Source organism: Bradyrhizobium sp. SZCCHNR1017 (assembly GCF_032381375.1).
In the GTDB taxonomy this organism is placed as follows: Bacteria; Pseudomonadota; Alphaproteobacteria; order Rhizobiales; family Xanthobacteraceae; genus Bradyrhizobium.
This window is the reverse complement of the sequence record NZ_JAUHIR010000010.1, coordinates 249,056-270,055: the sequence shown is the minus strand read 5'-3', so window position 1 is coordinate 270,055 and position 21,000 is coordinate 249,056. Positions and strand designations below refer to the sequence as shown.

Here is a 21,000-nt window from a genome sequence, read left to right as displayed (position 1 = left end):
GGGCCGCCTGCACTTCGTGTGTCGGCGGCCTCTTTCTTTCAGGGGGGAGGAGGGTGGTGCTCTGGCCCCGCAATCGGCCTCATGGGCGTTCGGTCCAGTCGCGCTCCTCGAAGCCGGTGATAGCGTCGCCCCGCGGCAGTGTGAGGTCGAGATCGCCCCAGGCCGTCGCCGACCGGGCGCGTGCGACCGAAGCCTCAGCGCCGCGCGTGCTGCCAGCGCAGCAGCCGGCTCTCGGCCGCGGCCATCGCGAGCGCGGTCGTGTAGCCGATGATTCCGAGCAGCATCACGCCGGCAAACAGATCCGCCGAGCGGAACGAGCGCGCCGACAGCAGCACCCATTGGCCAAGGCCGTCGAGGCCGGCGAGCATCTCGCAGACGACGGCGAGGATCAGCGCGACCGTGAGGCTCAGCCGCATGCCGGCGAGGATGTCGGGTGCCGCCGATGGCAGCGCGATCTTGAAGATCACGGCGAGCCGCGACATGTGCAGCACCCGCGCCACTTCATAGAGTCGCGGCTCGACCGCGGCGAAGCCGTGGATCGTCCCGAGCAGCAGCGGCCACAGCGAGCCGAACGCGATCACGAACAGCGCCATGCCCTGGCTCAGTCCAAGAACGGCGATGGCGACAGGAATGATCGCTGAGACCGGCAGCGGCCGCAGCAGCTCCAGGGTCGGTGCGACGTAGATGCGCATCGCCTTCGAGGAGCCGATCATGGCGCCGAGCGCGATGCCGGCGGCGGAGGCGAGCAGCCAGCCATAGGCCATATGCGTGAGGGTGCCCGTGAGCTTGGTCAGGAGATCGCCGCTGGTGAAGCCGCGCAGCAGCGCCGCCCAGGCGCGGTCGGGGCTGGGAAGAAACACCGGTGATATCAGCCGCTGATCGGCGGCGAACTGCCACAGCACGATGATGCCGGCGGCGACGGCGAAGCTGGCGAGGCGCCAGGCGGCGACCGACCACTTCATGCGGGGTCTCCCATCGCGGCCGCGCGCCCGAACAAGCTCTGTTGTGCAGCGATCAGCGCGGTATTGAGCGCAAACCCGGTCACGCCGATCCATACCAGATAGGCCAGCATCAGATCGGGCCGCAACGCCTGCTGCGCGGTCATGATGCCGGCGCCGAGGCCGAGCGGGTTGATCGCGATCTCCACCGTGACCGCGACGATCAGCGCGATGCCGGCGGCGAGCCGGAACGCCAGGAAGATGCGGGGCAGGGTGGCGGGGATGACGATCTTCCTGATGCGATCGCGCTGCGTCAGCCGCAGCACGCGCGCCACCTCGATCAGCCGCGGCTCGATGCCGCCCACCGCGGCACGCGTCACGATCAGCACCGGCCAGACGCAGGCAAAGGCGACGATCGCGATCTCCATGCGATAGCCGAAGCCGAGCGCGATCAGGGCGATCGGCAGCAGCGCCACTGAAGGAATGGGCCTGATCGCCTCGATCGTGACCTCCATCAGCCGGTTGAAGATAGGCGACAGGCCGAGCGCGATGCCCAGCACGAGGCCGATGGTGCCGCCGAGCGCGAGGCCGGCGAACACCGAGGCGAGCGTGTCGCGCGTCGCCGCCAGCAGCGAGCCGTCGGTCAGCGCGCCCAGCAAGGCGAGCGCGATCGCGCTCGGCGGCGCCAGCGAGTCGCTCTGCACGCCGGCGAGCCGCATCCAGGCTTCGAACACGAGCAGTGCCGCGAACGGCAGCAGGACGGGCTTGATGCGATCCGGCATCGTCATTCGCTCCCCTTGATGAAGTCGAACAACTCGCGCCGCAGCCGCAGGAACTCCGGATGCTCGCGCGTCGCCAACTGGTCGCGCGGCCGCGGCAGGTCGATCTTCAATTCCAAGCCGACGCGGCCGGGATGCGGCAGCAGGCCGACCACGCGGTCGCCGAGATAGATGGCCTCCTCGAGATCATGCGTGACGAACACGACGGTGGCGCCGGTCGCCGCCACCAGCGCCAGCATCTCGTCCTGCAGTCCCTGGCGCGTCATCGCGTCCAGCGCGCCGAACGGCTCATCCATCAGCAGCGCCTTCGGATCCTGCGCGAGACAGCGCGCGATCTGCAGCCGCTGCTGCATGCCGCCCGACATCTCCGTCGGATATTTGGCCGCATGGCCGGCGAGCCCGACCTTGGCGAGCAACTCGGCGATGCGCGCCTCGCGCTGTGCGGAGGGCATTCCGATCGTCTCCAAGGCCAGCGAGATGTTGCCGGCGGCGGTGCGCCACGGCAGCAGCGCCTTGCCATAGTCCTGGAACACGACCGCGATCTCGCGCCGCGGCGCGCGCATCGCCTCGCCCTCGAAACGCACCGTGCCGCCGCTCGGCTGATAGAGGCCGGCGGCGAGCCGCAGCGCCGTGGTCTTGCCGCAGCCGGAGGCGCCGACCACGCACAGGATCTCGCCAGCTGCGACCTCCAGGCTGATCGTGTCGATGATCGTCTTGCCGCCGAGCACCAGCGCGACATCGTCGAAGGCGATCTGCGCGCGCGCAGGCGAGGGAGATGATTGCACCAATGCGAGGGCAGGCTCTGCCATCTCAGGCTCCCTTCGGATGCGGATAGACGATATCGACGGTCGAGCGCAGATGTGCCTCAAGCCGCGCTTGGGCCGCGGCGGCATTGCGCGCGAGCACGAGGTCGGCGAGCGTCTCGTGCTCCTTGATGAAGCCGCTGCCATCCTCGAAGCTGCGCATCATGACGCGGCGGTAGCGATAGGCCTGGTCGTAGAGATCCGAATGAGCGGCGAGCAGGCGCCGTGATCCGCAGGCCGCCAGCAGCGCGGTGTGAAACGCCTTGTGCAAGCGATCGAACTCCGGCGCGCCTTCGCGGAACTCGCTCTGCATGCGCTGGATGTAGCGGCGCATCTGATGGAGCGCGGCGATGATGCCGGCCTCCCATTGGTCGTCGCCGCTCTGCATCGCCAGCCGCAGCGCCTCTTTCTCCACGACAGTGCGCATGCGCGTGATGTCAACGAGATCGTCGCGGCTGACCTCGGCGACGCGAAAACCGCGCTGGCCGATGCCGACGATCAGGCCGCGCGACACCAGCCGCGACAGCCCCTCGCGCAGCGGCGTCGGCCCGATCTCGTAGCGCTTGGCAAGCTCGACGATCCCAAGCCGCGAGCCGGGGGCCAGAATGCCGGCGACGATGTCGCGCTCGATCAGCGCGGCGGCGCGCTCGCTGAGCGTGTCGCCGCTCGTCGGCTCGGTCTGCAGGATCGGGTTCGTTGCCGTCATCAGTTGAGGATCAACTTCTTGAGATCGAGCTTGGTCTGCAGCATCTTCTGCGCCGACATCACGTCGATCCACCACGCCAGCTGCTCGGGCTTCAGCACCGGCTCGGCGTAGTTCGGCGCCGTCAGCTTGACCAGCTCCAGCGGTTGCTTGGTGAATTTGGCGATGGCGGCCGAGGCCTTCTCGCGATCATTGTTCACGATCGGGGCGGCCTCCGCGATGGCGGCGCGGAATTTCTTCACCGTCTCCGGGTTCTTCTCGGCCCATTCGCGCGAGGCCGCATAGAAGATGATCGGCTCGGTGCGGGCGAGTTCGGCGGCGTAGCGCGCGCCGACCGTGCCGAGGCTGGCATTGGTCATGCGCGTCACGAACGGTTCGGCCGTCAGCACCGCATCGACGCCGCCCGACTTGATGGTGTCGGCCATGGTCGGAAACGTCACCTCGACGAAGTTGACGCTTCGTGGATCGACGCCCTTCTCGACCAGCCATTTCACGAACAGCACTTGAAGGAACGCGCCGATGCCGGGGGCGCCGACCTTCTTGCCCTTGAAGTCCTGCGGCCCAGTGATGGTGATGCCGTTGCGCACGAAGGCGGCGACCGCATCGTTCGAGGTCTTGTTCATGGTCGAGGCGCCGGAGACCGCGACGAGGTCGAGCCCGCCATCAGCCGCCTGGAGGAATACTGTCGAGGTCGGCCCGCCGATCTGGATGGAGTTGGAGAGGATGGCGGCGGGGATGTTCGAGTTGATCCCGATCAGCACCATCTCGGCGTCGAGCCCGTGCTTCTTGAAGAGACCCTCATCGACCGCGAGCATCGCCGAGGCGCAGTCCGAGGTGGCGGTGCAGCCGATCTGGATCTTCTCGGCGCGTGTCGCAGATGTGAGCGCAAGCGTGGCCAGCACCGATCCGAGCGCAGCGCTGATGATCCGATGACGCATCCTTGCCTCCTCCCCCGGGCGCCCGTCTCTCGGACGCCTCTTGTTTATCGATATTTTCTATGTTTGTATATTTTCAGACAGAACACAAGGGGAGGCCAGCGTGAAACTTGCGACATTCCGGGCGGAAGGCGGGGAGCGGATAGGTGTCGTCCATGGCGGCGATTCCAAGCTTTTCGACCTCACCGCGGCCGCCGATCGCGCTGGCAAGAGCAATCCGGCGTTCGGCTCGATGCTGTCGTTGATCGATGCCGGCGAAGCCGCGCTCGACGCAGCACGCGCGCTGGTCGAGCGCCATGGCAGCGACGAAAGCCTCTCGCGCGACGTCGGCGGCACCGAGCTGCTGGCCCCGGTGCCGGAGCCGCGGCAGATGCGCGACGGCATGTCGTTTCCGCTGCACATCCTGCAGGCGCCGCGCGGCCAGCGAAAGCTCGCGGCGCGGCAGCGCGGCGACGCGGAGGAGCTCGCGCGCATCGATGCTGAGCCGCTCGGCGAATTGCCCGAGGTCTATCGCAAGGTCCCGATCTTCTACATCACCAACCGCTTCAGCGTGCGTGGCCCCAACACGATCGTGAAATGGCCGCGCTACAGCAAGGTGATGGACTATGAGCTGGAGTTCGGCATCATCACCAGGGGCAAGGGCAAGGATATTCCGGCCGCGAAGGCGCGCGATCACATCTTCGGCTTCACGATCTTCAACGACTTCTCCGCGCGCGACACGCAGCGCATCGAGATGGACGGCCGGCTCGGCCCCTCCAAAGGCAAGAGCTTTGACGGCGGCAACGTGATGGGGCCTTGGATCGTGACCCCGGACGAGATCGGCGATCCCTATCGCCTGAAGATGGAGGCGCGGGTCAACGGCGAGGTCCGCTCGCGTGGCGTCAGCGAGGGCATGCTGTTTTCGTTCGAGGAGCTGATCGCCTATATCAGCAAGGACGAGACCCTGATGCCCGGCGAGTTCATCGGCTCGGGCACCGTCGGCAATGGCTGCGGTCTCGAGCTCGGCTGGTATCTCGAGCATGGCGACGTGATCGAGCTCGAGGTCGAGAAGATCGGCATCCTGAAGAACAAGGTCGAGCGGCAGGACGTCTGATCCTGCTGCCGACGACAACAACCAAGAACGACAAAGAGAGAAGAGCGCCCATGGCCCGCAGACTGATCGACATCTCCGTGCCCTTGCAGAACGACGTGCCCGCCGATCCGCCCGGCAATCATCCGACCATCACCTATATCGACCATCAGCAGGGCCTGCCGCGCATGCTGCAGTTCTTCGACGGGCTGAAAGCCGAGGATCTGCCGGACGGGCAGGGCTGGGCGGTCGAGCAGGTGAATCTTTCGACCCACAACGGCACGCATCTCGATGCGCCCTGGCATTTTCATCCGACGATGAATCGTGGCGAGCGCGCCTGGACCATCGACGAGGTGCCGCTGGAGTGGTGTCTGCAGCCGGGCGTGAAGCTCGACTTCCGTCGTTTCCCGGACGGCTATGTGGTGACCGCGAGGGATGTCGAGGATGAGCTCAAGCGCATCGGCCACACGCTGTCGCCGCTCGAGATCGTCGTGGTCAATACCTCGGCCGGCGCGCGCTTCGGCCAGGCCAACTACGTCAATTCCGGCTGCGGCATGGGCTATGAGGCGACGATGTATCTGCTCGAACGCGGCGTGCGCCTGACCGGCACCGACGGCTGGAGCTGGGACGCGCCGTTCGTGTTCACCGCGCAGAGATACGCCGAGACCCACGATGCCGCGCTGATCTGGGAAGGCCACAAGGCCGGACGCCACATCGGCTATTGCCACCTGGAGAAGCTGCACAATCTGGAGCAACTGCCGTCGACGGGGTTCATGGTGTCGTGTTTCCCGGTCAAGATCGAGCGCGCCTCGGCCGGATGGACGCGGGCGGTGGCGATCATCGAGGGGTGAGGCGGCTAATCTCCGATTGAAGTCACGACATGGGTTCTGGCGCGTTTGATCTTCGCGTCATTCCGGGGCGGCGCGCGCCAGCGCGACGAGCCCGGAATCCATCGAGCCGCGCGACGTGCTGAAGGATGGATTCCGGGTTCGCGCTGCGCGCGCCCCGGAATGACCGAGGAGAGGGCTCGGCAAAGCCAGAGAGGGAGCTCGTTGCGCGTCGTGGTGACAGTTGCGAGCCGACCTTGACTGCAAAATCAGGCCGCTCTCTCTCATCTCGCTTTAGCAACTACACGCCAGCATGACCTCGTTCCGCCGCAGCATCGGCAGGGTCCAGGGCGGATTGTAGAACGCGAGCAGCGGCGATCCGGTGACGGTCAGCCCCTTGCGCTGCGCGTAGTCGCGCAGTGCGCGGGTCTTTTCGGCGACGATGCCGTCGGAGGTGGAGCCTGAGAAGGTGAGTGCGACCATGCGCTGAGCCGGGACGGCCGTCAGCTTGATCCGCGCGTCTTCCGGTGGCGGCAGCTTCTGCAGCGTCCAGCTCGACGGCATCACGAAGCTGACGCTCCAGCGATCGCTGGCGGTCTCGTCGCCCGCCGTCGGCAGCGCGGTCGCCTGTTGCTGCACCGGTGCCGTCATCGCAATTTTGGCTTTCGCACGGTTGGCGCCGAAAATGTAGCCGGCGATGATGCGAAAGCCTTCCTCGATCGCCGGCTTGCGCGCGCCCTGCACCTCGGCCTGCGCGATGATCATCGGTGCATAGGCGCGGATTTCGAAGTCGCCATCGCGCGAAACGACGTCGTATCTGGGATGTTCGACCCGGCTCATGAGCGGCCCTGCGGCAATGGCGGCGCCGGCGAGGACAAGCACGGTGGCGCCTGCGAGCCAGATCAGCGTGCGGCGTCTCCTCGGTGGTGTCGGCTCGGTCATGGCGGTTGCGCCGTCAGGTTTGAATAACGAGGAAACGCGAGCGAAGGTCCGGCAGATCACGTGCCGGGTGCCCGCCTGCGGTCGTCCTTCGCGACGCCTGACTGTAGCGTAGCCCGGATGAGCGCAGCGATGTCCTGGATCGCACGAGGCGTAGGGGACCCCCAGGATGTCGCTGCGCTCATCCGGGCTACGCGCGTGCCGATGGCGGTGCGTGCCCGTCGGGCGACTCGGGCTCGGGCGCGACAAGATGCGCCGTCCCGCAACCCCTCTCATGATCCAGATCGTGCCTGCGCCGAAAACGAAAATTCCGCAGCGCGCTCGGCGCGATCACCTCTGTCCAGATCTCGGCGCAAAAATTTCCCACTTTCGTTTTATCGGAAAATATGCTCTCCTCCCTCCATCCCGCCTCATGCAGAGGGGCGTACGCGTCGTCACGATACGTTGAGGCGGGGAGCGGTGGCCGCGGGTCTGTCAGGCGCTTTTGCGCAAGACGACTGTCAGCTCGCGGACGTTCAAGCCGTGTGGTCCTGGCGCCCCGATGCTGGCGCCAAGCCTGATGCCGACCTGGCGGGTTGCGCAGGTGACGGGGGCAAACAAGCCGGTCCCCGGGGAGAGCTCGGAGCAGACGTTCACCCATCGCGCAGGGAAGGCCGGGTCTGTCCGGCTGAACCTGTGGTTCCTGCCGCCTGCATTTTTTTCCGCAGGCGGGCCACGGGCCTCAGTCGAGGTCCGGCCTTCCCTGCGCCCTCGCGTTTCCGGCGAGGGTCTCGAGCATCGCTTCGGGCGCGTGTTGCGCTGCGAGGGCGACGGCGCGTACGCGCATGGTGGCGCTGGCATATTGGATATGCTTATCAGTTGAGCGGGGCGCCGATGCTGGCGCGCCACCACCAACAAATCAGCCGGCCGCAACGGCTGATCCCAGGAGGAAACCCATGGCAGACACCTCACGCCGCGATCTTCTCGTCGCCGGCAGCGCCGCGGCAGCGGCTGCGATCATGACGGACGCCTACCCTGCCGCGGCACAGGCCGGGCCGAAGCCGATCTTCGCCGTGCCGGCGACCACCATTCCGATCGCCGGCGAGCAGGGCGTGTTCCCCGTCCGCCGCATCTACTGCATCGGCCGCAACTACGCGGCGCATGCCATCGAGCGCGGCTCCGATCCGAACCGCGAGCCGCCGTTCTTCTTCCAGAAGCCGACCGACGCGATCCAGAACGTCGCGATCGGCGAGGTCGCCGATCATCCTTATCCGTCGCTGACCAAGAACTATCATCACGAGGTCGAACTGGTCGCGGCGCTGAAATCCGGCGGCACCAACATTCCCGCCGAGTCCGCGCTCGATCATGTCTATGGCTACGCGCTCGGCCTCGACATGACCCGCCGTGACCTGCAGAACGGCATGGCCGCCGAGAAGAAGCCATGGGAGATCGGCAAGAGTTTCGATCATGCCGCCGTGCTCGGCCCGATCCATCCGGTGGCGAAGGTCGGCCACTTCACCAAGGGCGCGATCTCGCTCGCGGTCAACGGCACGGTCCGGCAGAACTCCGACCTCACGAAGATGATCTGGAGCGTCGCCGAGCAGATCGCGAAACTGTCCGAGGCGTTCGAGCTGAAGGCCGGCGACATCATCTATTCCGGCACGCCGGAGAATGTCGGCCCGGTCGTCAAGGGCGACGTGCTCTTGTGCAAGCTCGAGGGCCTGCCGGACATGTCGATCAAGATCGTTTGAGAGAGGGGCTGGACCACACGTCGTGTGCAGCACGTTGACGCTGCCGATCGGAACGGAAGTCGCCGCCGCAATGCCGGTACGCGCCTTCTCCCCGCACGCGGGGAGAGGCGAGCAGCGAGCGTCGCTACGCGCGCTATCCAACAAGCGCGGCAGCCGCAGCCATCCCTCCGGATGCTGCGACTGCCGCCGTGGCGCTCGCGGCGCCGCGCCTCTCATCGCCTGCCGGACGGGAACTTTCGTTGTTCCCGCGCAAACAGGCGCTGCCAGCCGTTCGCAAGTTTGTGGCCCGACAAAGAGCCGCCCGGCACCGCCGCCTATCGTTGCCCTGCATCAGCCGAGCGAAACGAGGGCAGCCGTGGCCATCACCATCGAGATCGATCACGCCAAGACGCGGCGCATGGCGCAGGGCCAGGGCCAAAGCAGGGGCCAGGGTCAGGCCCGCGGCCCGGCACTGTCGTTGCGCAGCGCCGGCGGCCCGGTGGTTCCGCAGGGCGTCAAGGGGCCAATCCGGCGGCTGAAATGGCTGATTCTCGTTCTGACGCTTGCCGTCTACTACATCACGCCGTTCGTGCGCTGGAACCGCGGGCCGAATGCGCCGGACCAAGCCGTGCTGCTCGATTTCGCCCACGGAAAGCTCTATCTTGGCCCCGCCGAGATCTGGCCGCAGGATCTCTATCTCATCACCGCGGCGATGCTGCTGGCGACGTTCATCCTCGTCTTGGTCAACGCGCTGGCCGGCCGCCTGTGGTGCGGCTTCGCCTGTCCGCAGACGGTGTGGACCGACCTGTTCCTGCTGGTCGAGCGCCTCGTCGAGGGCGACCGCCGGCAGCGGCTGAAGAACGTCGGCGCGCCGCTGACGGCGCGGCGCATCGCACAGATCGCCACCAAGCACGCGCTGTGGATGGCGATCGCGCTCGGCACCGGCGGCACCTTGATCTTCTACTTCACCGATGCGCCGGAGCTGGTGCGCGATGTCCTGCATGGCGAGATGTCGGCGACCGCGCTGACCTGGACCTTGGTGTTCGCCGGCACGACCTATGGCCTCGCCGGTTTCGCGCGCGAGCAGGTCTGCACCTTCATGTGCCCGTGGCCGCGTCTTCAAGGCGCGATCTGGGATCCGGAAGCCTTCACGGTGAACTATCGCGACTATCGCGGCGAGACCCGGATGTCGGCGAAGAAGGCCGCCGAGGCGCGGTCGCAGGGGCTGCCGGCCGGCGATTGCGTCGATTGCGGCGCCTGCGTCGCCGTCTGCCCGATCGGCATCGACATCCGCCAGGGGCCGAGCTTCGCCTGCATCAATTGCGGCCTCTGCGTCGATGCCTGCGACGGCGTGATGGCCAAGCTCGACCGTCCGCGCGGCCTGATCGACTACGAGAGCTGGCGCAACATCGAGCGTGGGCGTGTCGGCGAGCCGCGTGTCTCACGGCTGGTGCGGCCGAAGACGATCGGGCTCGCGCTCGCCTGCGTCGCTGTGGCCGGCGTGATCGCTGTGTCGTTCGTCACGAAGACCACCGCCGTGCTGTCGGTGCAGCATGATCGCGATCCGATGTCGGTGCGGCTGTCGGATGGCTCGGTGCGCAACGGCTACACGGTGAAGCTGCTCAACAAGTCGTCCGCCGTGCAGAGCTTCAGGCTCGGCATCAGCGGCATCGATGCGGCGCTCGCCATCGTCGGCCATGCGGCGGCGGATGCGATCGAGGTCGAGCCGGACGGCTCGGAGGCGCTGCGGGTGACGCTGACCATGCCCGAGTCTGTGGATGCCGATGTCACCTTCCAGGCGGTCGATGCCAACGGCCAGGTCGTGCTGACCGCGCACGACCGCTTCGTGAACCGGTAGAGGAGGGCCTACAGATAGGATTTCGGCAGCAGCATGTGGATGCCCTTGTTGCCGTCGACCAGCTGGGTGACGCGCAGATTGCCGGCCAGCGAGCACAGCATGTAGGCCTGGTTGCGCGACAGGTTGGTGCGGGCGCAGACGTGCTTGACCATCTCGCGCACCGCCTGCTTGGCGGCGTCATCGAGATCCTCGTCGAGGCCGATCGACATCAGGTGGGTGGCGTTCTCGGCGAACGGCCAGGTGATGTCCATGTCCTTGCGCACGGTGAGGCGGAAGGTGCCGGTGACGCCGGTCTCGAGCGCGGTGATGCAAACCTCGCCGTCCGCCGTGATCGGCCGCTATGCCTCGGTGCGTTACGGGCGCTGACTGATCCTGCTTCTTCTGGCGTGGTCATCGGCCGGATCGCTCCGGCCGATGATCTGGTGATTGCTGCAAGCTCACGTCGCGAGCTGATTGCCGATCGGCAATGCGCGCAGGCGCTTGCCGGTGGCGGCAAAGATCGCGTTGGCGAGCGCCGGCGCGAATGGCGGCACGCCCGGCTCGCCGACGCCGCTCGGCGGCGTGTCGGGATCAACGGGCACGATGTGCACGTTGGTGACCAGCGGCGCCTCGTCGATTCGGACCACCGGATGGTCGTCGAAGTTGCGCTGCTGCACCCGGCCGTTCTTGAAGCTGATCTCGCCATATTTGGCGAGGCTCAGCCCCATGATCGCGGCGCCTTCGAGCTGCGAGGCGATGCGCTCGGGGTTGACGAAGGTGCCGCAGTCGATCGCGGTGTCGACCTGATGCACCACGAGCTTGCCCTTGTCGTCGACCGACACCTCCACGATGGTGGCGATGTAGCTGACGAAGCTGCGATGCGCGGCGATGCCGAGGCCGTGGCCCTTGGGCACCGAGCGGCCCCAATTGCCCTTCTCGGCCACGAACTCGACGACGCGGCGCAGCCGGCCGGTGTCGATCGGATAGCTCTCGTAGGGCTCGCCGTAGTTCCAGAGATCCTTCACCGAGGCGAGCTTCAGGACGCGCGGAGTGCCGATCAGATCGAGCAGCGTGTCCTTCTGGTCGCGGCCGGTGGCATGGGCAATCTCGCCGACCATCGATTGCACGGCGAAGGCGCGCGGGATGTTGGAGACCGAGCGGAACCAGCCGATGCGGGTCATCGCCTTGGCGGCGGGATTCTCACATTGGATGTTGGCGATCTCGAACGGCATGTCGACGAGGCCCATGCCGAGCTCGAACGGCGCGGCATGATCGGCGCCCGCCGCGAAGGTCGACAGGATGGTCGGCGCGACGCTGCGGTGGCGCCAGGCCACCACCTTGCCGCTCTTGTCGAGCCCGGCTTCGATGCGCTCCACCGACACGGTGTGCAGGAAATCGTGATGGAGGTCGTCATCGCGTGTCCACTGCACCTTGACCGGTGCGCCCAGCGTCTTCGACAGCAGGGCAGCCTCGAGCGCGAAGTCGCATTTTGACTTCCGCCCGAACCCGCCGCCGAGCAGGGTGACGTTGACGGTGACGTTCTCCGGCGGGATCTGCAGCGTCTTGGCGACATCCTCGTGCGTGCCGCCGGGGCTCTGCACAGGCGCCCAGATCTCGGCCTTGTCGCCCTTGACGTCGGCGACCGCGACCGGCGGCTCCATGCTGGCATGGGCGAAATGCGGCAGGTAGTACTCGCCGGTGATCACCTTGTCGGCCGACTTCAGCGCGGCCTCGACGTCGCCTTCCTCGCGTACGACGAGGCCCGGCTGGCGCGCGGCGGCCTCGAGCTCGGCCCGATAGGCGACAGAGTCGTAGCTCGCATTGGCGCCGTCGTCCCACTCGACCTTGAGCACGTCGCGGCCCTTGATCGCGGCGCCGGTGTTGCGCGCGATCACCGCGACGCCGCCAAGCGGCTGGAACTTCGATGGCCAGGGCCAGCCCTTGACCTCGATCACCTGCTCGACGCCGGGCACCTTCAGTGCCTCGGCCGGATCGAACGACTTGACCTTGCCGCCGGTCACCGGCGGCCGGGCGATGACCGCGTATTTCATGCCGGGCAGGCGGACATCGGCGCCGTAGCGCGCCTTGCCGACGGTGATGTCGTGCAGATCGACGATGCTGACCTGACCCTTGCCGAGATAGCGGAAGTCCTTCGGCGATTTCAGTTGCACGGTGTCAACCGCAGGCACCGGCAGACTGGCGGCATCGGCCGCGAGCTCGCCGAAGCCGAGGCGGCGGCCGCTGGCGCTGTGCACGACCTCATGATTGACGGCTTTCACCTCGCTCGGCGGCACGCCGAGGCGCTTGGCCGCCGCGGCTTCGAGCATCGCCCGCGCCATGGCGCCGATCTGTCGCATCGGCAGCAGATAGTGCCGCGTGCTGCGCGAACCGTCGGTATCCTGGTTGCCGAACTTCACCTCGTCGCCGGGGGCCTGCACGACGCGCACGCGCGACCAGTCGGCTTCCATCTCCTCCGCCACGATCAGCGGCAGGCTGGTACGCACGCCCGTGCCCATCTCGGAGCGGTGGGCGAGGATCGACACGATGCCGTCGGGGGCGATCGAAACGAAAACCTTGGGATCGACCACGGTGCCGTGCGGCATCTTGCCGGCGCCGGTTTCATAGGCGGCAAACGCCGGGCGCGACAGCAAGGGAGCCGCGAGCACGAACCCGCCGGCGAGGCCCAGCGTCTGCAGGATGGTACGGCGCGAGACGTTCTCGACCTTGAGATGCCGCTCGAAGCCGCGGCGAGAAGCGGACTTTGCGATGTCGGGATTTGCGATGATGTTCATGATCACACCCCCGTCGAGGCCAGATGGATCGCATTCTCGATGCGCTGATAGCAGCCGCAGCGGCAGATGTTGCCGGCCATCGCATCCCTGATCTGGTCATGCGACGGTTTGGGATTCTCGTTCAAGAGTGCGGCCGCTTGCATGATCTGCCCGGCCTGGCAGAAGCCGCATTGCGGCACGTTGACCTGCCGCCATGCCTTCTGCACCGGATGATCTCCGGTCGGATGCAGACCTTCGATGGTGGTGACCTCCCGTCCCGCGACATCCGATACTGCGGTGATGCAGGCGCGCGCCGCTTCCTTGTCGACCATCACGGTGCAGGCGCCGCACAGCGCTGCGCCGCACCCGTATTTCGTTCCGGTCAAACCCAGCTCGTCGCGCAGATACCACAGCAGCGGCAGGCTCGGATCGCCATCCCAGCTCTGCTCCTGTCCGTTGATTTTCACCTTGATCATGTTCGCCCTCGCTCTGTCGGACCAATGGTCGCTGGTTCTGATCGTTGGTGGACGCGCGCGGGACCACATGTCCTTACGTGCACGCGCCGGATCAATTGAGAGTTGTCGGAAGACTACTGATGATAGCAGACCGGGACAGGCATCGGTCTACACAGGCGCGTGTGGTGTCAGAGCAGACGAGCGCTGCGCGTGCAGCCCGCTGCAATGCAAATACGGAACAATGGGCGATGCGCCGACGACAATGGCGGCCGCCTGACCAAAGCCGCGACAAAAAAAGAATGCCTCGCCGGCGTGGGGCAGGCGAGGCACCAAGTCTTCAGGAAGGAACGCTTCAGTTGTACGCTTGGTCCGTGGCGGCCGTCAGGCCGCCTTTGCTTTCGCCACGTGGGTGGCAATCGCATCCATCAGGGCCGGCGACAGGCAGTCATAGGGCTCGAGCCCCAGCTCCTTCAATCGCGCCCGAATCTCGCCCATCTGTTCCGGCTTCACGCCCGACTCGATCACCGAGGAGACGAAGGCCGCAAAGCCCGGCGCGGCCGAACCCTGCTCCTGGAACAGCTCGGGGTGAATGAAGTCGAGGCCGTAGAACGGGTGGCCCGTGTTCTCGATGCGGCCATACATATGCGTGCCGCAGCCGGTGCAGGCATAGCGCTGGATGACGGCGGAGGGATCGACGATCTTGAGCTTGTCGCCGTTCTCCAGCACCGTGACGTTCTGCCGCGGCACCACGGCAACGACCGAGAAGGTCGCGCCGGAGGGCTTCCAGCATTTGGTGCAGCCGCACGCGTGGTTATGCGCGACATCGCCCTTGATGCCGACCTTGACCGGCCGGTCGTGGCATTTGCAGACCAGCGTGCCGCCGGCGAAATGGCCGCTTCCCTGTTTGACGCCGTTATCGACGGACGGATGGATGTGGACAGTCATGGCGCAATCCTCCTCAGTTTTGCGTGCTTGGGGTCAGAACACGACGACGGAACGGATCGATTTGCCCTCATGCATCAGGTCGAAGCCCTTGTTGATGTCTTCGAGCTTGAGCGTGTGGGTGATCATCGGGTCGATTTCGATCTTCCCGTTCATGTACCAGTCGACGATCTTGGGAACGTCGGTGCGCCCGCGCGCGCCGCCGAACGCCGTGCCCTTCCAGACGCGTCCGGTGACGAGCTGGAATGGGCGGGTCGCGATCTCCTTGCCGGCCTCGGCGACACCGATGATGATCGATTCGCCCCAGCCGCGATGGCAGGCTTCCAGCGCCTGGCGCATCACCGTGGTATTGCCGGTGCAGTCGAAGGTGTAGTCGGCACCGCCGTCGGTCAGCGCGACCAGGTGCTGGACGATGTCGCCGGTCACCTTCTTCGGGTTGACGAAATGGGTCATGCCGAAGCGGCGGCCCCATTCCTCCTTGCTGTCATTGAGGTCAACGCCGATGATCTTGTCGGCCCCCGCCATCCTGGCGCCCTGAATGACATTGAGCCCGATGCCGCCGAGGCCGAACACCACGACGTTCGCGCCGGGCGTGACCTTCGCCGTGTTGACGACCGCGCCGACGCCGGTGGTGACGCCGCAGCCGATATAGCAGCTCTTGTCAAAGGGCGCGTCCTCGCGAATCTTCGCGACTGCGATCTCCGGCAACACGGTGAAGTTGGAGAAGGTCGAGCAGCCCATGTAGTGGTAGATGGCCTGGCCCTTGTAGCTGAAGCGCGACGTACCGTCCGGCATCAGGCCCTTGCCCTGCGTGGCGCGGATCGCGGTGCAGAGATTGGTCTTGCGGCTGAGGCAGCTCTTGCACTGGCGGCATTCCGGTGTGTAGAGCGGAATGACGTGGTCGCCGGGCTTGACCGAGGTCACGCCCGGGCCGACTTCGCGCACGATGCCGGCGCCCTCATGGCCGAGGATCGAGGGGAAGATGCCCTCGCTGTCGAAACCGTCGAGCGTGTAGGCATCGGTGTGGCAGATGCCGGTAGCCTTGATCTCGACCAGCACCTCGCCGGCCTTCGGCCCTTCGAGGTCAACCTCGACGATCTCCAGCGGCTTCTTGGCTTCGAAAGCGACCGCGGCGCGCGTCTTCATGTCTCAAACTCCTGTTTCAGTCTGTCAGGCCCGCGACCCTGTCCAGGAAAACTGGCCAGGCGCGGTCCTCGTCGTCAGTCATTTCTTGCCCATGCAGGAGTTCTCCGCTTCCGTATAGGCTGGCGGCTTGTCCTCATGCTTGGCGGGGCGAACGCGTCCTACCGCGTCATTGCCGCGGGCGCGCAGGTAGATGTAGAGGTCGTCCATGTAGCAGGCCACGTTCGGATTGTCGCCGAAGGCCGGCATGACGTTCTCCTGGGACGTGCTGACATTCTTGCGGCCGCTGGCGATGACACCGATGAAATCGCCGTAGCTCATGGTCTTGACCGAGTCCTTCAGCGCAGGCGCATAAGTCGATCCCATGCCGTCGGGCCCGTGGCAGACGTGGCATTCGGAATGATAGCGGCGGTATCCCGAGTAGGTGTACCAGTCGACCGATCCGTCGGCGCCCACCTTGTAGGTCGGATTGCCATCCTTATCGAAGTACTTCCCGTCCTCGGACTTGACGGCCGCAGGATCTCCCGGACTTTCCGCCCAGGCATTTTCGGCGACAGTCATCCCGCCGGTTGCCAGGAACAGAGCCGTGGCGACCGCAAAACAGATTCTACGCAAGGGCGTCTTCCCTTAATTTTCTGGGGCAGGCGAACCGGCGCATGGACGAGATCCATGCGCCGGAAGCAGGTGCCTAGCTCACTGCTGCGGGAGCGAGAACACGGTGAGCGCGCCGCCCAGGGCGGTGTAGTTGCTCAGCGCTGCGTAGCCGCCGACCGCACCGAGACCGGCGGTCGGATCCGTCAGGCCCGCCGCGAGACCGATGCCGGCCCAGCCACCGACACCCGAGAGCACGGCGACATACTGCTTGCCGCCTGCCTCGTAGGTCGTGACGTTGCCGATGATGCCGGACGGGGTCTTGAACTTGTAGAGCTCCTTGCCCGTCTTGGCATCGACCGCCTTGAGGTAGCCTTCGAGCGTTCCGTAGAACACCACGCCGCCAGCCGTCGCGAGCGCACCAGACCACACCGAGAACGGCTCCTTGTTCGACCAGGCGATCTTGCCGGTCTTGCCGTCCCAGGCGATGAAGTTGCCCATATGGGTCTCACCCGCCGGCGGATACATCGACAGGGTTGCGCCGACATAGGGCTGACCTGCGGTGTAGCTCACCTTGAAGGGCTCGTAGTCCATGCAGACATGGTTGGTGGGCACGTAGAACAGTTGCGTATCCGGCGAGTAGGCCGCCGGCTGCTCGTCCTTGGTGCCCAGCGCCGCCGGGCAGATGCCCTTGGTGTTGACGTCCTCACCCTGCTTGTCGGTCGAGTACTGATCGACGACCTTGGGACGGCCGTAGGTTGCAGAGTTCTTGTCCATGTCGACGCCGGTGGTCCAGTTCACCTTCGGGTCGAACTTCTCGGCAACGAGCAGCTCGCCCGTGGCACGGTCGAGCGTATAGCCGAGGCCGTTACGATCGAAGTGCGTGAGCAGCTTGCGCGGCTGGCCGTTGATGGACTGGTCGGACAGGATCATCTCGTTGACGCCGTCATAGTCCCACTCGTCGTGGGGCGTCATCTGATAGACCCACTTCGCGACGCCGGTGTCGGCATGGCGGGCGAAGATCGTCATCGACCACTTGTTGTCGCCGGGACGCTGCTTCGGATTCCAAGTCGAGGGATTGCCCGACCCGTAATAGACCATGTCGAGCTGCGGATCGTAGGAGATCCAGCCCCAGGTGCAGCCGCCGCCGGTCTTCCACTGATCGCCTTGCCAGGTCTTCAGGCTCGAGTCCTTGCCGACCGGCTTGCCGAGCGCCGTGGTGTTGGCGTCGAACAGGATCTGGTCATCCGGACCTTCGGAGTACGCCTTCCAGACCTGCTTGCCGCTCTTGATATCGTAAGCGGTCATGCTGCACTGGACGCCGAACTCGCCGCCGGACGTGCCGACCAACACCTTGTCCTTCACCACGAGCGGAGCCGAGGTTCCGGTCTGTCCCTTGCTCGGATCGCCATTGACGGCGGTCCAGACGTGCTGGCCGGTCTTGGCGTCGATCGCCACCAGCTTGTCGTCGGCCTGATGCAGGAAGATCTTGCCGTCCCCATAGGCGACGCCGCGGTTGACGGTGTCGCAGCACATCACCGGAATGACGTTCGGATCCTGCTTGGGCTCGTACTTCCAGACGATCTTGTTGTCCTGCGCGAGATCGAGCGCATACACCTTGTTCGGGAACGGCGTATGCACATACATCAAGTTGCCGATGATGAGCGGTCCGCCTTCGTGGCCGCGCAGCACGCCGGTGGAGAAGGTCCACGCGACCTGCAGCTTGCCGACGTTCTGAGCGTTGATCTGATTGAGCTTGGAGTAACGCGTATTGGCGTAGTCTCCCGCCGGCATCACCCAGTCCTTCGGGTTGGCCGACATCTTGACCAGCTCTTCACTGGCCCACGCGCCACCCGCGGCAAGCGCCGCGACTGACGTCAGACATGTTGCGAGTAGCACTCTTCGCATCGTCTTTCCTCCCGGGTTCAACTGAGGTTCCGCAGCACGCGGCCCAGTATTCGTTTTCGGCATCATTGATTATCCACTTCCTGACCGGGAAACTTGCCCAAAAGAGAAAAGAGCTTGCTCAAGAGTGAAGCGAATAGAAGTTTTTGAAGGAGATTTTGCTTTGCTGGTCCGCAACATGAGCGCCATTCTTGCTGCGGAGCATCAATTTACAGCACCGCGGTTCCACCGAAGGTTGACGTTTCCCTTGACCTTACAGAGACGAAGGCGGAGGATCATGCGAGGGAAGTTATGGAACGAAGTGCGCCGCGAAAGTCGCGGCCTTAAAATGGGAGCAATCTTGCTACAGTCTCGTTCGCCGTCCGGCGGCGGACCCGTTGCGTTTCGATCATGAATCGGTGGATGAAACATGTCCGACACGATCCGCTCGCTTAATACTTCGGGATTCTCACCGAAGAGCCAGATCCAGCGTTGGTCAGATGCACTGACCGACCTGTGCGGACGTTTCGATGTCGATCCGCTGGAGGGGGCCTCGTTCGAGGGGCGCATCAATTTCACGACGGTGTCGCGCCTGAAGCTCTGCCAGATCGAGGCCAGCCAGCACCGTATTGCGCATACCTATGCGCGTGCGCAAAAGGCCGCACATCCCTACATCAAGATCTTGTTCCAGACCTATGGAACGTCCTATTTCGAGCAGGATGGCCGCCAGATCGAGATCGGCCCGGGCGATTGTCTCGCCTATGACGTCTCGTTACCGCACACCATCATCAGCCCCGCGCTGACCCGCCATGACGTCGTGATCGTGCCGAAGGAGCTATTGCAGGAGCGCGGCTTCCGGTCGGAAAAGATGCCTGCATACAAGCTGTCTGCGCGGAGCGGGACCGGTCGGATTGCGCATGATGTCACCCATGCCGCGTTCGATGAGGCGACCCGGCTTTCGCCCAACTCGGCCGTCAGCGTCGCCGAATCGCTCATCGATCTGTTGCTCTTGCCGCTGCGTGAAGCCGATCGAATGCTGGATCGGGCGGGACCTGAGGCGGTCTATATCCGCGCTCAAGCCTTCATCCGCGAGCATCTGCGCGATCCCGATCTGTGCATCGATCAGATTTCGGCGGCTCTGGGGTGCACCAAGCGCTACCTTCACATGGTGTTCAGCGACCGTGGCATGACGGTCAGCGACTACATCTGGCGGGCCCGGCTTCAGCATTGCCGGCAGGAACTGGAGACGCAGAGCGGCAAGACCATCACTGATGTCGCGTTCTCGTGGGGTTTTTCGAGTTCGTCGCACTTCAGCCGTGTCTTCCGCAAATATTTCGGCGTCGTGCCGTCGTCGGTTCATAAGACTGCGGCCCGCTGAGCGGTCGTGAGGTAGCCGCGCTAGCGTGCGCCGCTCCGGATGATCCTCTGGAATGCATCACCGAGAATCACCGGCTCGCGCGGTGGAAGGTAGGTCAGTCCGGCGGACCGACCGAGATTCGCCAGGGCCCCGGAAGCGTCGAGTTCCGTCAAGGCCTTGTCGACCGATGCGATGAGTTCGGCCGAACTGGTCAGCCCGACATAACCGCGGTTCACGCCGATCGGATAGCTGTAGCCCGACCCGCCGAGCCTGGTGTCGGGATGAGCCGCCCGATACGCATCGAAACGTCTGCCATCGAGCAGGGTCGCATCGAACTTGCCCTGTTCGAGCGCCCCGAGCAGATCATCCCGCGCGGGAATCAAATGCGTGATGTCGTCGATCAGCCGTCCCTTGTCGAACGTCATCAGGATTGCATCCGCCAACGTGCCGCTCTCGATTGCCAGCCGCAGCCCTGCCAGGTCGCCGATGTCGGTAATCGGGCGCTGTTTCGCGGAAGGTCCGAGAACGACGGTCAGTGTTGAGAACATGTATGGCTTGCTCGGCATCAGCGTGCCGAGCGGAACGCGGCGGCGGCGGTCGTCGCGGGTGGCGCCATCGAAGTCCGGCAGCTTGGCTGTCTTGACGCCGGGCGCGACCAATCCGTCCTGGGTGAACGCATAGCTGCCGAGCAGCGAGCAGCGTCCGTCCGAGAGCAGTGCGTTCGCCTCCAGCGCTGGACTGGAATCTTCGTCCAATTTGCTTTCGTACCACTGGATCTCGAGCTTTCTGCCAAGGCGGTCGGCGATTGCCTGACCGAGCAGGACGTCGAAACCGTTGCCGGGCTTGCCACGATGATGGACCGAGAGCGGCGGAAGATTTTCGTCAAGGCAGATGCGCAGCACGTCGTCAGCGGCTAAGGCGGCTGACGACACTGTCGAGATCATCAAGGCAGTCAGCCAACGGCAGAGATGGCGCATCACTGCGCTCTCCGGCTCGAGACATAGGCCCACAGCGCGGTGATCTCGTCATCGCTGAGAATGTCGCCCCAGGGCGGCATGCGACCGTTCTTGCCCTGCTTCACCGTGGTGACGAAACGAGGCTGGTCATCGGGAAACCGACGCAGGTCGGGCGTCACCGTGCCGGAGTTCACCATGTTGGGGCCGTGGCAGTGCGAGCACTTCTGAGCGAACGTCGTCTTGCCGATGTCCACCTGGCTATGTGCGGCGCTGCCATCTTGTTGTTGGGCGAGGGCAGCCGTCGACAGGACGGCCGACATCGCCACGACGGCGGCGAAGGCCGCCGCCGCTTTCATGAACAT

The 21,000-nt window shown here is 65.3% G+C and carries 19 protein-coding genes and 1 pseudogene; 5 read left to right on the top strand and 15 right to left on the bottom strand.

All coding sequences use genetic code 11. The features are described 5' to 3' along the window. Window positions 1–194: 194 nt before the first annotated feature. The 5 genes from QW863_RS24605 to QW863_RS24585 are packed head-to-tail and all read right to left on the bottom strand — an operon-like array spanning window position 195 to window position 4,161. Window positions 195–962 carry an ABC transporter permease gene (locus QW863_RS24605; RefSeq protein ID WP_315713245.1) on the bottom strand — a complete coding sequence of 256 codons (768 nt, stop codon included), beginning with the start codon at window positions 960–962 and terminating at the stop codon, window positions 195–197. Then, window positions 959–1,726: an ABC transporter permease gene (locus QW863_RS24600; protein WP_315768914.1), complete on the bottom strand. Its 768-nt coding sequence runs from the start codon at window positions 1,724–1,726 to the stop codon at window positions 959–961. Before QW863_RS24600 ends, QW863_RS24605 begins: the two co-directional genes overlap by 4 nt. After that, window positions 1,723–2,526: an ABC transporter ATP-binding protein gene (locus QW863_RS24595; RefSeq protein ID WP_315768913.1), complete on the bottom strand. Its 804-nt coding sequence runs from the start codon at window positions 2,524–2,526 to the stop codon at window positions 1,723–1,725. The genes QW863_RS24600 and QW863_RS24595 overlap by 4 nt, the downstream gene beginning before the upstream one ends. Before the next feature lies 1 nt (window position 2,527). After that, window positions 2,528–3,226, bottom strand: a complete 699-nt coding sequence (locus tag QW863_RS24590) for a GntR family transcriptional regulator (protein WP_315713239.1) — start codon at window positions 3,224–3,226, stop codon at window positions 2,528–2,530. Beyond that, window positions 3,226–4,161, bottom strand: coding sequence for an ABC transporter substrate-binding protein (locus QW863_RS24585; RefSeq protein ID WP_315768911.1), 936 nt, complete (start codon window positions 4,159–4,161; stop codon window positions 3,226–3,228). Before QW863_RS24585 ends, QW863_RS24590 begins: the two co-directional genes overlap by 1 nt. Window positions 4,162–4,261: 100 nt before the next feature. Between QW863_RS24585 and QW863_RS24580 the strand changes: the two genes are divergently transcribed. Beyond that, window positions 4,262–5,251, top strand: coding sequence for a fumarylacetoacetate hydrolase family protein (locus QW863_RS24580; protein ID WP_315713234.1), 990 nt, complete (start codon window positions 4,262–4,264; stop codon window positions 5,249–5,251). A gap of 50 nt (window positions 5,252–5,301) precedes the next feature. Next, on the top strand, window positions 5,302–6,078 hold the full coding sequence (locus tag QW863_RS24575) for a cyclase family protein (protein WP_315713232.1): 777 nt from the start codon (window positions 5,302–5,304) through the stop codon (window positions 6,076–6,078). 270 nt (window positions 6,079–6,348) lie between these two features. Here QW863_RS24575 and QW863_RS24570 read toward each other — a convergent pair whose 3' ends face one another. Further along, complete coding sequence (locus QW863_RS24570) at window positions 6,349–6,996, bottom strand: heme-binding protein (RefSeq protein ID WP_315768909.1); 648 nt, start codon at window positions 6,994–6,996, stop codon at window positions 6,349–6,351. A gap of 932 nt (window positions 6,997–7,928) precedes the next feature. Here QW863_RS24570 and QW863_RS24565 point away from each other — a divergent pair. Continuing rightward, entirely contained in the window at window positions 7,929–8,723 is a 795-nt protein-coding gene (locus tag QW863_RS24565) for a fumarylacetoacetate hydrolase family protein (RefSeq protein ID WP_315768907.1), read from the top strand. 355 nt (window positions 8,724–9,078) lie between these two features. Further along, window positions 9,079–10,560, top strand: a complete 1,482-nt coding sequence (ccoG, locus tag QW863_RS24560; RefSeq protein WP_315768905.1) for a cytochrome c oxidase accessory protein CcoG — start codon at window positions 9,079–9,081, stop codon at window positions 10,558–10,560. A gap of 8 nt (window positions 10,561–10,568) precedes the next feature. Here the strand turns inward: ccoG and QW863_RS24555 are convergent. The 7 genes and pseudogenes from QW863_RS24555 to xoxF5 form a co-directional block, all read right to left on the bottom strand. Continuing rightward, window positions 10,569–10,892, bottom strand: a pseudogene (locus tag QW863_RS24555) (amidase); the annotation flags it as partial. A gap of 105 nt (window positions 10,893–10,997) precedes the next feature. Then, window positions 10,998–13,331, bottom strand: coding sequence for a xanthine dehydrogenase family protein molybdopterin-binding subunit (locus QW863_RS24550; RefSeq protein ID WP_315768903.1), 2,334 nt, complete (start codon window positions 13,329–13,331; stop codon window positions 10,998–11,000). A gap of 2 nt (window positions 13,332–13,333) precedes the next feature. Next, complete coding sequence (locus tag QW863_RS24545; RefSeq protein WP_315713224.1) at window positions 13,334–13,786, bottom strand: (2Fe-2S)-binding protein; 453 nt, start codon at window positions 13,784–13,786, stop codon at window positions 13,334–13,336. 360 nt (window positions 13,787–14,146) lie between these two features. After that, window positions 14,147–14,710 (bottom strand): S-(hydroxymethyl)glutathione synthase, encoded by a 564-nt coding sequence (gene gfa / locus QW863_RS24540; RefSeq protein ID WP_315713222.1) that lies wholly within the window; start codon window positions 14,708–14,710, stop codon window positions 14,147–14,149. Between the two features lie 33 nt (window positions 14,711–14,743). Continuing rightward, window positions 14,744–15,853, bottom strand: coding sequence for an S-(hydroxymethyl)glutathione dehydrogenase/class III alcohol dehydrogenase (locus tag QW863_RS24535; protein ID WP_315713220.1), 1,110 nt, complete (start codon window positions 15,851–15,853; stop codon window positions 14,744–14,746). 78 nt (window positions 15,854–15,931) lie between these two features. After that, window positions 15,932–16,411, bottom strand: a complete 480-nt coding sequence (locus QW863_RS24530; RefSeq protein ID WP_315713645.1) for a c-type cytochrome, methanol metabolism-related — start codon at window positions 16,409–16,411, stop codon at window positions 15,932–15,934. A 132-nt stretch (window positions 16,412–16,543) separates the two neighbouring features. Then, window positions 16,544–18,349 (bottom strand): lanthanide-dependent methanol dehydrogenase XoxF5, encoded by a 1,806-nt coding sequence (gene xoxF5, locus QW863_RS24525; protein WP_315713218.1) that lies wholly within the window; start codon window positions 18,347–18,349, stop codon window positions 16,544–16,546. A 406-nt stretch (window positions 18,350–18,755) separates the two neighbouring features. Here xoxF5 and QW863_RS24520 point away from each other — a divergent pair, with 406 nt between their 5' ends. Beyond that, window positions 18,756–19,703, top strand: a complete 948-nt coding sequence (locus tag QW863_RS24520) for a helix-turn-helix domain-containing protein (RefSeq protein ID WP_315713217.1) — start codon at window positions 18,756–18,758, stop codon at window positions 19,701–19,703. Window positions 19,704–19,723: 20 nt separating this feature from the next. Here QW863_RS24520 and QW863_RS24515 read toward each other — a convergent pair whose 3' ends face one another. Further along, entirely contained in the window at window positions 19,724–20,659 is a 936-nt protein-coding gene (locus tag QW863_RS24515; RefSeq protein WP_315713644.1) for a transporter substrate-binding domain-containing protein, read from the bottom strand. Next, window positions 20,659–21,000, bottom strand: a complete 342-nt coding sequence (locus QW863_RS24510) for a cytochrome c (protein WP_315713215.1) — start codon at window positions 20,998–21,000, stop codon at window positions 20,659–20,661. Before QW863_RS24510 ends, QW863_RS24515 begins: the two co-directional genes overlap by 1 nt.

What these genes read in the sequence shown, in the direction of transcription:
- QW863_RS24605 (WP_315713245.1), bottom strand. Translation starts at nt 962, where the DNA reads ATGAAGTGGTCGGTCGCCGCCTGGCGCCTCGCCAGCTTCGCCGTCGCC.
- QW863_RS24600 (WP_315768914.1), bottom strand. Translation starts at nt 1,726, where the DNA reads ATGACGATGCCGGATCGCATCAAGCCCGTCCTGCTGCCGTTCGCGGCA.
- QW863_RS24595 (WP_315768913.1), bottom strand. Translation starts at nt 2,526, where the DNA reads ATGGCAGAGCCTGCCCTCGCATTGGTGCAATCATCTCCCTCGCCTGCG.
- QW863_RS24590 (WP_315713239.1), bottom strand. Translation starts at nt 3,226, where the DNA reads ATGACGGCAACGAACCCGATCCTGCAGACCGAGCCGACGAGCGGCGAC.
- QW863_RS24585 (WP_315768911.1), bottom strand. Translation starts at nt 4,161, where the DNA reads ATGCGTCATCGGATCATCAGCGCTGCGCTCGGATCGGTGCTGGCCACG.
- QW863_RS24575 (WP_315713232.1), top strand. Translation starts at nt 5,302, where the DNA reads ATGGCCCGCAGACTGATCGACATCTCCGTGCCCTTGCAGAACGACGTG.
- QW863_RS24570 (WP_315768909.1), bottom strand. Translation starts at nt 6,996, where the DNA reads ATGACCGAGCCGACACCACCGAGGAGACGCCGCACGCTGATCTGGCTC.
- QW863_RS24565 (WP_315768907.1), top strand. Translation starts at nt 7,929, where the DNA reads ATGGCAGACACCTCACGCCGCGATCTTCTCGTCGCCGGCAGCGCCGCG.
- QW863_RS24550 (WP_315768903.1), bottom strand. Translation starts at nt 13,331, where the DNA reads ATGAACATCATCGCAAATCCCGACATCGCAAAGTCCGCTTCTCGCCGC.
- QW863_RS24545 (WP_315713224.1), bottom strand. Translation starts at nt 13,786, where the DNA reads ATGATCAAGGTGAAAATCAACGGACAGGAGCAGAGCTGGGATGGCGAT.
- gfa (WP_315713222.1), bottom strand. Translation starts at nt 14,710, where the DNA reads ATGACTGTCCACATCCATCCGTCCGTCGATAACGGCGTCAAACAGGGA.
- QW863_RS24535 (WP_315713220.1), bottom strand. Translation starts at nt 15,853, where the DNA reads ATGAAGACGCGCGCCGCGGTCGCTTTCGAAGCCAAGAAGCCGCTGGAG.
- QW863_RS24530 (WP_315713645.1), bottom strand. Translation starts at nt 16,411, where the DNA reads ATGACTGTCGCCGAAAATGCCTGGGCGGAAAGTCCGGGAGATCCTGCG.
- xoxF5 (WP_315713218.1), bottom strand. Translation starts at nt 18,349, where the DNA reads ATGCGAAGAGTGCTACTCGCAACATGTCTGACGTCAGTCGCGGCGCTT.
- QW863_RS24520 (WP_315713217.1), top strand. Translation starts at nt 18,756, where the DNA reads ATGTCCGACACGATCCGCTCGCTTAATACTTCGGGATTCTCACCGAAG.
- QW863_RS24515 (WP_315713644.1), bottom strand. Translation starts at nt 20,659, where the DNA reads ATGCGCCATCTCTGCCGTTGGCTGACTGCCTTGATGATCTCGACAGTG.
- QW863_RS24510 (WP_315713215.1), bottom strand. Translation starts at nt 21,000, where the DNA reads ATGTTCATGAAAGCGGCGGCGGCCTTCGCCGCCGTCGTGGCGATGTCG.